General features: G+C 66.2%; 13 protein-coding genes. 3 read left to right on the top strand and 10 right to left on the bottom strand.

What is annotated here, in order from left to right; genetic code table 11:
• Window positions 1-2: 2 nt before the first annotated feature.
• Together VHP37_17125 and VHP37_17120 are read left to right on the top strand one after the other, a co-directional pair.
• Window positions 3-914, top strand: coding sequence for a dioxygenase (locus tag VHP37_17125; GenBank protein ID HEX2828079.1), 912 nt, complete (start codon window positions 3-5; stop codon window positions 912-914).
• Complete coding sequence (locus VHP37_17120; protein ID HEX2828078.1) at window positions 911-1,915, top strand: putative FMN-dependent luciferase-like monooxygenase; 1,005 nt, start codon at window positions 911-913, stop codon at window positions 1,913-1,915. Before VHP37_17125 ends, VHP37_17120 begins: the two co-directional genes overlap by 4 nt.
• 38 nt (window positions 1,916-1,953) lie before the next feature.
• Here VHP37_17120 and VHP37_17115 read toward each other — a convergent pair whose 3' ends face one another.
• The 5 genes from VHP37_17115 to VHP37_17095 all read right to left on the bottom strand — a co-directional run bounded on the left by VHP37_17115 (window position 1,954) and on the right by VHP37_17095 (window position 6,873).
• Window positions 1,954-2,436 (bottom strand): VOC family protein, encoded by a 483-nt coding sequence (locus VHP37_17115; protein ID HEX2828077.1) that lies wholly within the window; start codon window positions 2,434-2,436, stop codon window positions 1,954-1,956.
• 115 nt (window positions 2,437-2,551) lie between these two features.
• Window positions 2,552-3,706, bottom strand: coding sequence for an amidohydrolase/deacetylase family metallohydrolase (locus VHP37_17110; GenBank protein HEX2828076.1), 1,155 nt, complete (start codon window positions 3,704-3,706; stop codon window positions 2,552-2,554).
• Between the two features lie 10 nt (window positions 3,707-3,716).
• On the bottom strand, window positions 3,717-4,715 hold the full coding sequence (locus VHP37_17105; protein ID HEX2828075.1) for a mandelate racemase/muconate lactonizing enzyme family protein: 999 nt from the start codon (window positions 4,713-4,715) through the stop codon (window positions 3,717-3,719).
• 152 nt (window positions 4,716-4,867) lie between these two features.
• A complete protein-coding gene (locus tag VHP37_17100; GenBank protein HEX2828074.1) occupies window positions 4,868-6,001 on the bottom strand; it encodes an aminotransferase class V-fold PLP-dependent enzyme in 1,134 nt (377 codons plus the stop codon).
• A 5-nt stretch (window positions 6,002-6,006) separates the two neighbouring features.
• Entirely contained in the window at window positions 6,007-6,873 is an 867-nt protein-coding gene (locus tag VHP37_17095; GenBank protein ID HEX2828073.1) for a hypothetical protein, read from the bottom strand.
• A 95-nt stretch (window positions 6,874-6,968) separates the two neighbouring features.
• Here VHP37_17095 and VHP37_17090 point away from each other — a divergent pair, with 95 nt between their 5' ends.
• On the top strand, window positions 6,969-8,072 hold the full coding sequence (locus VHP37_17090; protein HEX2828072.1) for a Gfo/Idh/MocA family oxidoreductase: 1,104 nt from the start codon (window positions 6,969-6,971) through the stop codon (window positions 8,070-8,072).
• Between the two features lie 103 nt (window positions 8,073-8,175).
• Here VHP37_17090 and VHP37_17085 read toward each other — a convergent pair whose 3' ends face one another.
• The 5 genes from VHP37_17085 to VHP37_17065 all read right to left on the bottom strand — a co-directional run bounded on the left by VHP37_17085 (window position 8,176) and on the right by VHP37_17065 (window position 13,347).
• Window positions 8,176-9,162 (bottom strand): hypothetical protein, encoded by a 987-nt coding sequence (locus VHP37_17085; protein ID HEX2828071.1) that lies wholly within the window; start codon window positions 9,160-9,162, stop codon window positions 8,176-8,178.
• 405 nt (window positions 9,163-9,567) lie between these two features.
• A complete protein-coding gene (locus VHP37_17080; protein HEX2828070.1) occupies window positions 9,568-10,062 on the bottom strand; it encodes an OB-fold domain-containing protein in 495 nt (164 codons plus the stop codon).
• Window positions 10,063-10,100: 38 nt separating this feature from the next.
• Window positions 10,101-11,357 carry a hypothetical protein gene (locus tag VHP37_17075; protein ID HEX2828069.1) on the bottom strand — a complete coding sequence of 419 codons (1,257 nt, stop codon included), beginning with the start codon at window positions 11,355-11,357 and terminating at the stop codon, window positions 10,101-10,103.
• Window positions 11,357-12,349, bottom strand: a complete 993-nt coding sequence (locus tag VHP37_17070) for a tripartite tricarboxylate transporter substrate binding protein (GenBank protein ID HEX2828068.1) — start codon at window positions 12,347-12,349, stop codon at window positions 11,357-11,359. Before VHP37_17070 ends, VHP37_17075 begins: the two co-directional genes overlap by 1 nt.
• A gap of 14 nt (window positions 12,350-12,363) precedes the next feature.
• A complete protein-coding gene (locus tag VHP37_17065; protein HEX2828067.1) occupies window positions 12,364-13,347 on the bottom strand; it encodes a tripartite tricarboxylate transporter substrate binding protein in 984 nt (327 codons plus the stop codon).
• Between the last annotated feature and the right edge of the window lie 360 nt (window positions 13,348-13,707).

Raw genomic sequence — 13,707 nt, 5'->3', positions numbered from 1 at the left:
CCATGCGACAGCTCGACGAGAACACACTGACCGCCGAGGTCCTCGCGCGGCTGAACGACACGAAGAATCCGCGGCTGCGCGAGATCATGGCCGCCGCGGTGAAGCACCTGCACGCCTTCGCGCGCGAGGTCGACCTGACCGAGGCGGAATGGTTCGAGGGGATTCGCTTCCTCACCGCGGTAGGGCAGAAGTGCGACGCGAAATGCCAGGAGCTCATCCTCCTGTCCGACGTGCTCGGGCTGTCGATGATGGTAGTCGCGCTGGGCAACAAGGCCGCGCTCGGCGCGACCGAGGCGACCGTGCTCGGCCCGTTTTTCGCGCACGGCGCGAAGGAATACGGTTACGGCGCCGACCTGCGCCAAGGCGCCACGCTGAAAGGCGAGGATGTGTGGGTCAGCGGCCGTGTCCTGTCGGTCGACGGAGCTCCGATAGCCGGCGCGGTGCTCGACATCTGGCAGGCGAAGGCCGACGGGGTCTACGACCTGCAGACCGACGGTGGCCTCGAATTGCGCGGCCGCGTGAAGGCGAACGACCGGGGCGAGTACGCCTTCGCGAGTTACAAGCCGAAGTTCTACAGCATCCCGATGGACGGACCTGTCGGCGATCTGGTGCGCGCGACCGGCAACCATCACATGCGGCCGGCGCACATGCATGCGATCGTCTCGGCGCCGGGATACGAGCAGGTGATCACGCACGTCTTCGTCGACGGCGATCCGTACCTCGACCACGACGCGGTGTTCGCGGTGAAGCGCTCGCTCGTCGGCTACTACGAGACGGTCGACGACGCGGCGCTGGCGAAGCAGCGCGGTCTCACCAATCCGTTTCTTTCGCTCGAGTTCGATTTCCGGCTCGCGCCCGCCGGTGATGAAAGCAGGGCACGCCAGACGATCGCCGCCAGCGACGCCGTAGCGTGAGACAGCGCCTGGGCTTCTTCACACGCCTGCTCGACCAGGCGCCGCCGGCCGAGCGCTATCGCCTCGCCGACGCACAGATCGCGCAGGCGGAAGCGTTGGGCTTCGATGCGGTGTGGGTCGCGCAGCACCATTTCCATGAAGCCGAGGGCGGCCTGCCGTCGCCCTTCGTCTATCTTGCACACGTCGCCGCGCGCACGTCGCGCATCCGGCTGGGCACCGCGATCATCACGCTGCCGCTGGAGCTGCCGATCCGCGTGGCCGAAGATGCCTCGGTGCTCGACATCATGTCGGGCGGACGCCTGGAAGTCGGCGTGGCGCCCGGCGGCAACCTGAGCATGTACACCGCGTTCGGTCTGGACAGCAACGACCGTCACATCCTGATGACCCATCATCTCGAGTTGCTGCGCGATGCGTGGGCCGGCCGCGCGCTGCCCGGCGGGGACAGTCTCTACCCGGTGAACGCCGGACTGGCCGATCGCATCTGGCAGGCGACGTTCTCGATCGAAGGCGCGCAGCGCGCCGGGCGCGCCGGCGATGGGCTGATGTTGTCGCGCAACCAGCCGCGCCCGCACGGTCCGGGGCGGCTCACGCTGGACCAGATCCAGAACCCGCTGATCGACGCGTATCTCGAAGCGCTGCCGCCAGGCCGCGAGCCGCGCATCCTCGCTTCGCGCACGGTGTTCGTGGCCGACGATCGCAAGGAGGCGTTAAGACACTGCGAAGCCGGCATCCGCGGCACCGGTGCGAAGCTCGCCGGCGTCAGGCGCCTGCCGCCGGGCTGCTCGATCGAGGAAGCGGTCGCGCTGCTCGATATCCATACCGGCAGCCCCGAGGACGTCGTCGCTTCGCTGAAGACCGATACTGCGCTGGCGCGCGCGACCGACTGGACCGTGCAGGTGCATTCGATCGACCCGCCGCATGCGCACATCCTGCGATCGATCGAGCTGATCGCGAAAGTCGTGGCGCCGGCCCTCGGTTGGCAACCCTCCGCTTCCGAATAGCGCCAGCTATTCCGCTTCGAGCAGCTTCGCGTCCGCTTTCATTTTCCCCGCCGTGCCGCCTCGATCGCGGCGATGTCGATCTTCGTCATCGTCATCATGGCGTCGAACGCACGCTTGGCGGCTGCGCGATCGGGGTCGGTGATCGCCTCGATGAGGGCGCGCGGCGTGATCTGCCAGTTCAGGCCCCACTTGTCCTTGCACCATCCGCACGCGCTTTCCTGGCCGCCGTTCCCCACGATCGCGTTCCACAGGCGATCGGTTTCCGCCTGGTCGTCCGTCGAGATCTGGAACGAGAAAGCCTCGCTGTGCTTGAACTGCGGCCCGCCGTTGAGTCCGACACACGGAATGCCGGCGACGGTGAACTCGACGGTCAGGATGTCGCCCTGTTTGCCGTCGGGATAGTCGCCGGGCGCCCGCATCACCGCGCCGACGGCGCTGTCGGGGAACGTCTTCGCGTAGAACCCGGCGGCGTCCAGAGCGTCGCGGTCGTACCAGAGACAGATCGTGTTTTTCGGGGCCATTTCCGCACTCCTGTGAGCGTTGAGAGGATGAGTGGATCTGCACCCTGTAGTCGAACGGCGAGGGCGCGAATCGACGTCGCGCGGATGATTTTTCATCCGCTCGAGGTCGCGAGGCTTACTCCCCTGCGGGCCGCTCGTACCAGATGCGGCCGTCCTTGATCGTGGTCTGAGCGAGCAGCCGGCGCTTTGCGGTGACGACGTTGCCGTCACTGTCTTTCAGGTCGAAGCGGCCGTCGCGCAGCCCGAACACCGCCACGTCGGCGTTGGCGCCGGGCTTGAGCGTCCCGACCGTGCCCTCGTAGCCCATGATGCGCGCGGGCGCCGCGGTGGTGCGCCGGACGATGTCCTCGAGCGACATGCCGAAGTGCAGCAGCTTGGTCATCGTGGTGGGCAGATCCCATACCGGACCCTGGGTGGCCGAGGTCATGGTGAGGTCGGTGGAGATGGTATCGGGCAGGAAGCCCTGGTCCAGCGCCTTCTCGATCATCCGGAAGTTGAAGTGGCTGCGGCCGTGCGCGCAGTCGAAGACGATGCCCGCGCGCTGCGCCTCGACCACTTCCTTCAGCACGAACGCTTTCTCCTGACCCATGATGCCGTTGTTGCGGCCGTGATAGCAGTGGGTGACGATGTCGCCGGGGATCATGTGCTCGATGAGCGCCGGCAGCGGGATGGGCGAATCGGTGATGTGCATCATCATCGGCACGTTGCCGGCCATGTGGGCGGTGCGGCGCGCGAGCTTCACCGGCTCGGCCGAATACTCCCAGACGAGGTTCGGCCCGAAGCGCAGCTTCACGCCGATGGCGAGGTCCGGGTTGTCCTTGATCGTTTGCGCGCAGCCCTCCGGATCGGCATAGGGAAAATGCTGGAGCTCGCCGCCGCGCGCCGTGCCGGTGATGCCGAGCGCCGACAGGTTCACGAAGGCGCGCACGCGCGTGTGCACGTGATGATCGAGCACGTTGCGCAAGCCGGCGAAGTTGGATGAACCCGTGCTGCCCGCATCGCACAGCGTCGTGACGCCGGTCGAGCGCAGGAAGCGGTCGGTGTGGATCCCCATGTCGTGCGCGTTGATCAGCACGTGGGCGTGGATGTCGACGAGACCGGGAAAGACGTAGTACCCCTTCGCGCTCACCGTTCGCACGGCGTCCGCCGACGCCAGCGACGGCGCCACCGCCGCGATCTTGCCGCCGACGATGCCGATGTCCATCACCCCGCGCAGCCCCGCGCCCGGATCGAGCACTTCGCCGCCTGCAATCACCAGATCGAATTTCACGTCTCTCTCCTTAGTCGACGATCTTCAGCCCGTTCACGACTTCGGGCGCGAGCTCGATGCCGAGGCCGGGTCCCGTCGGCACCGCAACCAAGCCGTTCTTCGCTTCGATTTGGGGCCTGTACCAATCCATCGGGCGTTCCGGCAGCGCGGCTGCGTATTCCATCTCGATGGGCAGCTCGGGCAGCGTGGCGCAGTAGTGTGTCGTCAGAGCCTGCCGCGGCCCGAGATAGGGACTGTGCGGCGTCAGCGGCAGTCCGTAGTGCCGCGCGATGACGCTCACCCGGTGATTGCGGATGAAGCCGCCGTTGTAGAGCATGTCGGGCTGGAGGATGTCCACGACGCGGTTGCGCGCCATGTACTCGAAGCGCGGCAGGCTCGCGTCCTGCTCGCCGCCGGCGACGGGCATGTCCAGCGCGTCGGCGACCGCCCTGGTCTCGTCCAGGTCTTCGAACGGGCACGGCTCCTCGAAGAAGACGACGCCGTGCGCCTTCAGCATCTTCGCGACTTCGAGAGCGTGGGGCGCGTCGTAGGAGCCGTTCGCGTCGACGTAGATCTTCATCGCGTCGCCCCACGTCTTTCGGGCGAGCGCGATCAGGCGTTCGCTGCGGCCCGGCGATACGTCCGCGTTTCGGCTGAGACGTCCGCCGATCTTCAGCTTCACCGCCTTCGCCCGGGTCTGCTCGATGCGCCGCCCGACCCACTCGACCTCTTCTTCCGCCGTGGTTTCGCGAAGGAGGCTGGAGACGTAGACCGGCACGCAATCGCGCCGGCGTCCGCCGAGCAGATCGGCGATGGATTTGCCGGCGGCCTTGCCGAGGAGGTCGAACAGCGCCGCTTCGGCCCACGCGACGGTCGTCCACAGCGCCGGCCCGGCGTACTTGTAGTTCGACTTCCACGCGTACACCTCGTCGACCAGCGTTTCGAGATCGCGGGCGTCGCGGCCGGCGAAAAACGGCAGGACCTTCTCCTTCAGCATCGCCGTAAGGAAATGACGGCCCTCGCTGATCATGACGAGACCCTCCGCGCCATCACTGGACCGCGCGCGAAGGAAATGGATGTCTCGCCAGCGCACGACTTCGATGTTTTCGACGATCACCGGTGTGCCGGACACTTTGTGAAGGTCGAAGAGCGGACGATCGTAGTTTGGGCGTCCCTGCTCGGTCATAAGCTCTTGTCTTTCCATTCCGCACTCAACGCGACGATCGCCCGATCGACGTCGCGGCGCGAGTTGTAGCCGTGGAAGCTGAAACGGATGCGGCCCTGGCCGTTCCACGCGAGCACCCCGCGGCGCGCCATCGCATCGACGATCGCCTGCGCGCGCGGCGACGGAATGCAAACGCTCGCACCGTGCCGCGCCGGATCGGCCGGCGTGAGCGTCGGAATCCGCAGGGCTTCGAGCCGCTCCAGCATCGCCGTCGTCATGCCCTGGACGTGCGCCTGGATATCGCGCGCGTCGTGAGCCGCCAGATAGTCCAGCGCATCCGCCAGCACGTAGAGCGAAGCGTGCGCAGGATTGCCGCGGGTGAAGCGCAGCGCGTCGGCCCGCAGCGGCGGCGGATTGTCGTAGCCGCGGGATCCGGGCTCGAAGGAGTACCAGCCCGCGGAAGCGGGCGACCACGCCGGCTGGCGTGTCCGGTTCCAGTAGGCGACGGCAACGCCGGTGACGCCGAGCAGCCATTTGTAGCAGGCCGAGAACGCGAAGTCCGCGACCGATGCCGGAATCGGCAGGTAACCGGCGGCCTGGGTGAAGTCCACGACGAGCAACGCGCCGACGCTGTCCGCCAGCGCGCGGAGCGCTGCGAGATCGTGCCGTTCACCGGTCAGGTACGAAACGTAGCTGACACCGATCGCGCGTGTGCGCGCATCGACGCATTCGGCGAAGCGGCCGGGCGCGGTTCCTCTGGCCTGCCTCAAGGTCACGCGCGGATTGCGGCGGGCGAGGAATGGTCCGACGACGGACGGATATTCGTCGGCATCGATGACGAAATTGTCGCCGTCGCGCCAGTCGAGACTGTCCGCGACGATGGCCACACCCTCTGCGACGTTGCCGACGAATCCGATCGACGCCGCGTCGACTCCCCAGGCGCGGGCGATAGCGGCGCGGGCACGGGCGATCTGCGCTTCCTGCGCGATGCGCCCGGCCATGCCGCTGCTCTTGTCACGCAGATAGCGCGCAAGCGCGGCGGCGTGGCGATGCAGGCACGCGCTCTCTCCGCCGGCGCAGAGATGCGCGACGCCGTCCGCAATCAGGAAATCGCGCGGATCGAACAGCGGCTCGCTTCCGCGCGAAGACACGCCGATCAACGCGGGACGAGGTTGGGCGTCGGTTCGGCAGGCAGCGGTTGGGCGTTTATTTCCCGCGCGCGCTTTTCCAGCGCCGGCAGGACGGCAGCCACGAGATGTTCGTCGTAGTCCGCTGCCACACCCGGATAGCCCGCGCGCTGGATCATGTCGCGCAGCTTCCCGCTCTTGAATTGCTCGAGCGTCCACTCCAGCGGGTCGGGCACCAGCGTCTTGTCCCAGAAGATGCGGTGGTTCTTGTTGCGCGGACCGTAGTGATAGTGCGGGGCTTCGCGGAAGCAATCGAAAGCCAGCAATTCGGTTTCTTCCATGTAGGTGCGGCCCGGCGTGCCCGCCAGATCGGCCAGCACGTGGATCGCCAGGCCGCCGTCTCCGCCTTGCTGCTTGCGCAGCTCAAGGCCGAACCTGAAGGGGCCGGCCTCGAACATCTCGGTGCCGCGGTTGTGCTTGACGGTGTTCCTGGCGCTGGCAAACAGCGCCCGCGCCGTGGATTCGACCTCGGGCAGGGCGCGCTCGACCGCCTGCGCATCGACCTGTTCCGCGAGGTCCTCGTATCGGGACCTGCGGAGCATGTCGGGCAGCCGGGTCCTGATCTGCTTCACCGACCAGCCGATCGGGTTGCCGTCGACCGTCGGATCCATGCGGCAGAGTCTCTTCAGGCTCTCGGGACCGTACACATAGCTGCGCTCCAGGTCGAAACAATTGAACCGCAGCAGCGTCGTCTCTTTCCCGCCAGCCTGTCCGACGACGAGGATGGCCACGCCCTGGTCGGAGTGGTCGTCGATGTTCCCGTCCCACAGCTCGTGCTGGACGGCGAAACGCACATTGCCTGCTTCGAATGTGGACTTCTTGCCGACTTGTGCCATGACGAGATCTCCAGGATACGATCGAGGAAAATCAATCACGGGCAATCTATTCCAAGCGCCGGAACGAGGCAAGACTGATCGGAGGAGCACACTGCATGGCAAACAGGATTCGGCTGGGATTCGTCGGGGCCAACGTCAAATCGACGTGGGCGTCTCAATCGCACTTTCCCGCGCTGCGGGCGAGCCCGGACGTCGAGATGAGCGCGGTCTGCACCACGCGTCGCGAGACCGCCGACGAGGCGCGTAAAGCGTTCGGTGCGAAGCACGCGTACACCGATTTCCGCGAACTGGCGTCCTCGCCCCACATCGATGCGGTGGCCGTGGTGGTGCGCGTGCCGTCGCACTTCGAGGCGACCAAGGCCGCCATCGAAGCCGGCAAGCACGTCTACACCGAGTGGCCGCTCGGCCGCACCACGGGCGAAGCCGAAGAGCTCGCGGCGCTCGCCCGCGCGAAAGGCGTGCAGACCGCGGTGGGCCTGCAATCGCGGGTGAGCCCCGCGCTCCTCTACATGAAAGAGCTGATCGAAGACGGTTTCGTGGGCGAGGTGCTGTCGTGTCACGCGGACTGCATGCGTGACGGCGCACTCGAACGTCCCTCCACCCGCAACTGGCAGCGCGACGTGACGCTCGGGGCGAATCCGCTCACCATCGCCAACGGCCACGTCATCGATGCGCTGCGCTTCGTCGTGGGCGACTTCGCGCGAGTCTCGTGCATGGTGACGACGCAGGCCAAGCAGTGGCTCGAGACCGACACCGGGAAGATGGTGGACGTCACCTCACCGGATAACATCATGGTCAGCGGCAAGCTCGCGCGCGGCGCGGTGGCCTCGGTGCACGTCGCCGCCGTGCCGTGGGCGGGCGGGGGCTTCCGCATGGTCGTTTACGGCCGCGAAGGGACGCTCGTCGCGACCGGCAACGTCTCGTCGCAGCGCGGCGAGATGCTGCGCGTGCAGGGCGCACAGCGCAGCCACCAGTTGAGCGACCTGGCCGTACCGGAACGCTTCTTCTGGATGCCGCCCGATTTCCCGCGCGGCGACCCGTTCAACGTCGGGCAGATGTACAGCCTGTTCGCCGAAGCGATCCGCACCGGGCAGCCGCAGAGCCGGCTGCCGACGTTCGATACCGCCGTCGACCTGCATCGCTTCCTCGATACGATCAGGCAGTCGTCGGAAACGGGACGGGAGTTGCCGGTCGGCTAGCCGGCGCGACGGCTAGCCGCGGATCGACTTCATCGTGCTTCTTCGCGAGCGCTTCTCGCGGCGGACGCGACACGCCGGCGCCCGGACGCGAGGGTGGGCCCTCTCATCCGGCGCGCAAGTGCAGGGGCTTGGGTGGCACCGGCGGCGGTACGCGGCCGAGCGTGGGCTTGGGCGGCACATCTGGCGGCATGACCAGTTCCGGCTCGTTCTTGCCCAGCTTCTTCCACCACTGGTCGCTCTGGAAATAGATCGCCCGGTTCGGATCGATCATGTCGGGTTCCCGCCGGTCGCCCGGCTTGAACTGGACCACTGAACCCGGCTTGCGGGCCGGCGGCACGTAGCGGCGCCAGGTCTGCACGCAGTCCAGCAGCGCGCGTTCCATCGCCTTGATCAGGATCGCGATGCTCCGGGGATTGCCCAGCAGCCCTTTTTCGTTGCCCGTGAAACCCCATTGATAGATCAGGCTCAGGCATTGCGCCACATTCGCGGTGAATTCCACGTGCAGTTTCATGGGGCCCGACGCGTAATCGAGCTGCGTCATCAGCATCGTGCGCTGCCATTGTTTGAGCAGCGAGTTGTTCCGGGCCAAACCTTTGAATTGAGTCAACAGATTGTTGTGCGCGTCGGTGTTGTTCGGGTCGACGAACACCATGTCCATGACCTCGTACTTCCACACATTGCCCAAGGGGAACAGATAGAGCACCGGAACGCGGGCGTTCAACTTCGAGCCGAGAGGAGGACTCGACAGGTTGAAGAAGTAGTAATACATGTCGAGACCGTGCACCAACTCGTGGATCACCTGGCTGCGCTTGCCTTCCATCAGGGTCACGTCCACGCGCTTGAGCTTGATCTTGTTGACCGCCCCGTTGTCCTTCTCAAAGAAGCCGGTCGCGTTGCCGGCGTTGTTGCCGTTGGCCGGAATCCAGTTGACGGTGTTGACGATCGGCAGGATTTTCTGTTGGACGTCGATGATGATGTCGCCGAGAACCCCGTTGGCAATCGCCGGAACCCTCAGCAGCTGATTGAGTGCGACGTCCAGGCTGTGCCCGTGGTCGAGCAGATTGAATTTGTCTTGATCAACGCATGGCATGGAATGTCCTTTGAACGTCTAGACCGATACCAACGGCCGGACCGGAACAACCGGGTGGGCGTGGACTGGTACTGATTGCCCCAAGGGGCCGAAACAGCTGCGCAGCATAGCAGGAAAATCAAACGCCTTTTTGCTGGCCGCGGATGGCCTTCATCGCATCGCGAAAGCCGTTGGCAAGAATCTCGACTTCGCTCTTGTAAACGAGCAGCAGCACGCCGGCTTCCTTCCATTGCTGCGCCTGCTCCCGTTGGCGGCGATCGCGTCGAGGTGTTGAATGCTTCGTCGGTTTAGTGCGCCGCGTTCGCGATCTCGCGGGCGTGAGCCCGATTTTCCAGGTTGACCCAGGTGCCGATCTGCGGCTCGCCGCGGGCGGCGGCGGCCTTCATGGGATTGATGTGCATGCGATCACTCCTGCGGATACCGCCACGGCTTGTCGGGCTGCGCGGCGCTCTCGTCAATGGTCCACTGCGGGAGCGAGAGGCCCGGGCTCACGTCGGAGAACACCATGCGTACGCGGGTGCCGATGCCGACCGTCCTGACCAGCTCGGGCGGCGCGAGCTTGCCGTCCGGCGTGACGAGGTTGCCCACCACGCGCAGCGCCTCGTCGGCGGTGGGCTCGCCTTTCTGGGTATCGAGATCGACCAGCAGGATGAGGTACGGCGTGTATTCCCTGAACGCCGGCTGGATGGCGTGATGCACCTCGGTGTAGGAGTGCACCGCGCCCTTGCCCTCGACGGGCACCCATCCGGCTTCGCGGCTCATGCACCACGGACAAGCGGTGGTCGGCGGATAGCGCCTGAGCTTGCAGTCGCCGCACTGCTGCAGATGGAAGCTGTGCTCGGCGCAGTGCTTGAAATACGCGACGTTCTCGTTGTCGAGGTCGTCGACCCTCAAACTCATTCCAAGATATTCGGCGTTGATGGACATGCCTCCCCCGTTCAATCGCGCCGCATGACCATCGCCGAGCCGGTGCCCGGATTGGCCCAGCCGAGGTTGGCGGTCACCTCGCAGCTCTTCACCTGCCGGCAGCCGCCTTCGCTGTAATCGTAGGTGTGCCTGCGCCTGCCGTCGGGGCCGACGGGACAACTGTCGTCGACGTCGTGGCGGAGCTGGCGCACGTTCTCGATCACCATGTTCATGCCGTGCGTGTAGCCTTCGCACAGGTGGCCGCCGCTGGTGTTGTTGGGGCGCCTGCCGCCCAGCCGTATCGTGCCGTCGCTGACGTACCCGCCGCCTTCGCCTTTCTTGCAGAAGCCGTAGTCCTCGAGCTGGAGCATCGTGGTGAAGGTGAAAGCGTCGTAGGAGCCGGTGACGTCGACGTCCTGCGGGCCGACGCCGGCATTGGGCCACAGGATCTCGCGCGCGTACCTGCCCGCCACCGTCGAGATCGGTCCCGCCTGGTAGTGCATGTCCGCGCGCGGCTTGCACACGCGGCCCGCGACGGCGCGGATCAGCGCCCGGGGATGTCGCAAGTCCTTCGCGCGCTCCGCGCTCGTGACGATGATCGCGGTGGCGTTGTCGGTCTCCACGCAGCAGTCGAGGAGATGCAGCGGCTTGCAGATGATGCGGCTCGCCAGCACATCCTCCACCGTCACGCGCTGCTTGTAGTAAGCCTTGGGGTTGTTGGAGGCGTGCGCGGAATGCGTGGCGCGCACCGCTGCCACCTGCGCCGGCGTGGTGCCGTAATCGTACATGTGGCGCATGAAGGTGAAGCTGAACATCTGCCCGGCGCTCTGCCAGCCGTAAGCGCGCGAGTGCAGCGTGTCGCCGCTGACCGGCGCGGCCGAGCGGGCGCCGGTGCCGCCGATGCGTACCTGCGAGTAGCCGTTCATGGCGCGGAAGATGACGACGGTCCTGCACAGGCCGGCCTCGATCACGCCCATGGCCATGCCCATCAGCGCTTCGGTCGACGAGCCGCCGCCGAACACGTCCATGTAGAAATTCAGGCGCATGCCGAGATCGCCGGCGATGAAGGGCGCGAAGGTGGAATCGCCCGACTGGTACGACAGCATGCCGTCGACGTCGGCGGCCGTAAGCCCGGCGTCGAGGACGGCGTTGCGCACCGCCCAGGTGCCGAGCGCGCGAGTGGTCATGCCGGAGCCGCGCGTGTAGGGGGTCTCGCCGACCCCTACGATGGCGTACTTGTCCCGGAGGTGTTTCGGGGTGGAGACGTCGGTGTCGGTCGGCAGCGGCATCAGCGTTCGGGTTTGAGCCCGGCCTCCTTGATGACGTTCGTCCAGCGGGCCGTTTCCTTGCGCATGTGCGCGGTGAGCTCGGGCCCGGTGCTCGGCGCCGGATCCTGTCCGAGCTCGACGATCTTCTGCGCGAATTGCGGATCGCCGAACATTTTTTTCACTTCCGCAGTGAGCCGCGCGACGATGGGCGGCGGAAGACGGGCAGGGCCGGCGAGGGCGTACCACGTACCGACCTGGAAGCCGGGCAGTGTCTCCGCGATCGTGGGGACGTCCGGCAACGCGGGCGAGCGCTTGGTGCCGCCGTGGCCGAGGGCGCGCACCTTCCCGCTCTTGATGAGACCGATCACCGCGGGAATGCTGTTGAACATGAACTGCGCATGACCGCCGACCACGTCGGTGATGGCGGGCGAGGTGCCCTTGTAAGGCACGTGGACGATGTTCACCTTGCCCATCGTCTTCAGCATCTCGCAGCCCATGTGGTTCGATCCGCCGAACCCCGGCGAGGCGCAATTCAGCTGACCCGGCTTCGCGCGCGCCAGGTCCAGCAACTCGCTGACGGTCTTCGCGGGGATGGCCGTGGTGCCGAACAGCAATTGCGGGCTGTCGACGAGCAGCGAGATCGGCGTGAAGTCCTTGTATGGATCGTACGGCACCTTGGTCAGGAGCGGATTCAGGACGAGCGCGGCCGACGTGGTGACGATCACCGTGTAGCCGTCCGGCACCGCCTTCGATGTGATTTCCATGCCGATCTGGCCGGTCGCGCCGGGACGATTGTCGACCACGGTCTGCTGGCCCATGCTGTCGGTCAGCCGCTGCGCCACCAGCCGCGCTACGATGTCCTGGGCCGCGCCCGCGGTGTTGCCGACGATGACGCGGATCGGCTTCGACGGATAGCTCTTCACGTCTTCTTTCGTCTGGGCGAACGCGGCGCCCGCCACGAGCGCGGTCGCCATCCACGCGGTCGCCGATCGGATGCTCGGGAACAGTGTCATGTCCGTCTCCTTTCTCACTCGGCCGGTTTCATGTTCGCGTCCTTGACGATCTTGCCGTACTTCTCGATGTCCGCTCGCAGGAGCGCCGCGGTTTGCTGCGGATCGTTGTAGAAAGGCTCCTGTCCGAAGGCGTTCAGCTTCTCCTTCGTATCGGGCTTCGCCACGAGCTTCCTGATCTCGCCCGATATCCGGTCGACGATAGCCTTCGGAATCCCCGCGGGTCCGCCGACGCCCTGCCAGTTCGTCAGCGCCATCGCCGGCAGCCCCTGCTCGGCGAACGTCGGCACGTCCGGAAACGCCACGTTGCGCGATTGCCCCGTGACCCCGAGCGCTTTCAGGCGCCCGCTCCTGATCTGCGGAGCGACGTTGACCGGATTCGAGAAGAAGAAATTGATGTGACCGCCCATCAGGTCCGACACCGCGGGGCCGCCGCCCTTGTACGGAACGTGCAGCGTCTTGATGCCGGCGACGGTGTTGAAGAGCTCCGCGAGCATGTGCGTCGGCCCGTTCACCGCCGACGAGCCGTACGTGATCTGTCCCGGCTTCGCCTTCGCCAGCGCGATCAGGTCCGCGATCGTGTTCGCCGGCGACGCGGGCGGGACGACCAGCACGTTCTCGTACTTGGACACGGTGCCGATCGGCGCGATGTCCTTGAGGGGGTTGTACGGCGTCTTCGCGAGCCAGTAGTTGCCGGCCAGGATGCTGCCCCCGACGGAGACGAGCGTATAGCCGTCGGGGCGTGCAGCGACGGCGGCCTGCGTGCCGAGGATGGTGTTGGCTCCGGGCCGGTTGTCGACGACCACCTGCTGTCCCCAGGCTTCGGTGAGCTGCTGTCCGATGAGGCGCGCGATGAAGGTCGTGCTGCCGCCCGAGGCGTACGGCGAGATGTAGCGGATCGGCTTGTTCGGGAAAGCATCCTGTTGCGCGGCCGCGTTTGCAGCGAGCGCGCACAGGACGAGCCGGGAAAGCAGGGCCGCGCATCTCCTCCAGGCATACATGACGCCTCCTTGCGATGCGAGCTACAACATCGGACTCCATTGCGGTCGACCGCGAAGCGCTCGCCCGCTTCGATGGGCACGCGCAATCGATTTTCCAGCGGCGGGATCGGGCAGTTCCAGGCTCTGCTGAACGAGCACAGAAGCAGCGTCGCGTAATTGAAGTCGATGCTGACCGCTCCGCACCGATCGGCCGGTATTCGCACGTTGCGGCCGGAACCGTAGCTCGCATGGCCGCTGGTCCCGTCGGTGAAGTGCAAGACGTAATGGTCCCCCGACCGGGTCGCGTAGAGCGTCTGCTCCGCTCCGTCGACGTCGAAGGTCACTTTCGCGGCGACGGGCCTCTCCACCGGGATGGGATTT

The organism is Burkholderiales bacterium (genome assembly GCA_036262035.1).
Classification (GTDB): Bacteria; Pseudomonadota; Gammaproteobacteria; order Burkholderiales; family SG8-41; genus JAQGMV01.
The sequence above is the reverse complement of the archived record's forward strand: the minus strand, read 5'-3'. Positions and strand labels throughout refer to the sequence as shown.

What these genes read in the sequence shown, in the direction of transcription:
- VHP37_17125 (HEX2828079.1), top strand. Translation starts at nt 3, where the DNA reads ATGCGACAGCTCGACGAGAACACACTGACCGCCGAGGTCCTCGCGCGG.
- VHP37_17115 (HEX2828077.1), bottom strand. Translation starts at nt 2,436, where the DNA reads ATGGCCCCGAAAAACACGATCTGTCTCTGGTACGACCGCGACGCTCTG.
- VHP37_17105 (HEX2828075.1), bottom strand. Translation starts at nt 4,715, where the DNA reads ATGATCAGCGAGGGCCGTCATTTCCTTACGGCGATGCTGAAGGAGAAG.
- VHP37_17095 (HEX2828073.1), bottom strand. Translation starts at nt 6,873, where the DNA reads ATGGCACAAGTCGGCAAGAAGTCCACATTCGAAGCAGGCAATGTGCGT.
- VHP37_17090 (HEX2828072.1), top strand. Translation starts at nt 6,969, where the DNA reads ATGGCAAACAGGATTCGGCTGGGATTCGTCGGGGCCAACGTCAAATCG.
- VHP37_17085 (HEX2828071.1), bottom strand. Translation starts at nt 9,162, where the DNA reads ATGCCATGCGTTGATCAAGACAAATTCAATCTGCTCGACCACGGGCAC.
- VHP37_17080 (HEX2828070.1), bottom strand. Translation starts at nt 10,062, where the DNA reads ATGAGTTTGAGGGTCGACGACCTCGACAACGAGAACGTCGCGTATTTC.
- VHP37_17075 (HEX2828069.1), bottom strand. Translation starts at nt 11,357, where the DNA reads ATGCCGCTGCCGACCGACACCGACGTCTCCACCCCGAAACACCTCCGG.
- VHP37_17070 (HEX2828068.1), bottom strand. Translation starts at nt 12,349, where the DNA reads ATGACACTGTTCCCGAGCATCCGATCGGCGACCGCGTGGATGGCGACC.
- VHP37_17065 (HEX2828067.1), bottom strand. Translation starts at nt 13,347, where the DNA reads ATGTATGCCTGGAGGAGATGCGCGGCCCTGCTTTCCCGGCTCGTCCTG.